General features: G+C 56.0%; 1 protein-coding gene. It reads left to right on the top strand.

The features are described from left to right. A partial coding sequence (locus FIL88_RS16595; RefSeq protein WP_142854999.1) for an integrase core domain-containing protein occupies nucleotides 1-336 on the top strand: 336 nt, incomplete at both ends.

The raw sequence follows: 336 nt of genomic DNA, 5'->3' as shown, positions 1-336 counted from the left end.
TAATCGACGTCCTGACAGACCTGTTCATACTTCGCGGCGCGCCGAGTTTCATACGTTCTGACAACGGGCCGGAATTTGTCGCCCAGGCTGTCCGAGACTGGATCGCCGCCGTTGGCGCCAAGACAGCTTACATCGAACCTGGGAGCCCGTGGGAGAACGGATACTGTGAAAGCTTAAATGGCCGGTTCAGGGATGAGCTGCTCAACGGTGAGATCTTCTACAACCTGCGCGAAGCTCAAATTCTGATCGAGCAATGGAGGAGACACTACAACAAAAAACGCCCCCACAGTGCACTGGGCTATCGCCCGCCAGCACCTGAAACCATCATCCCGATGG

The sequence above is a fragment of the Aliiroseovarius halocynthiae genome, assembly GCF_007004645.1.
Taxonomy (GTDB): domain Bacteria; phylum Pseudomonadota; class Alphaproteobacteria; order Rhodobacterales; family Rhodobacteraceae; genus Aliiroseovarius; species Aliiroseovarius halocynthiae.
The sequence above is the reverse complement of the archived record's forward strand: the minus strand, read 5'-3'. Positions and strand labels throughout refer to the sequence as shown.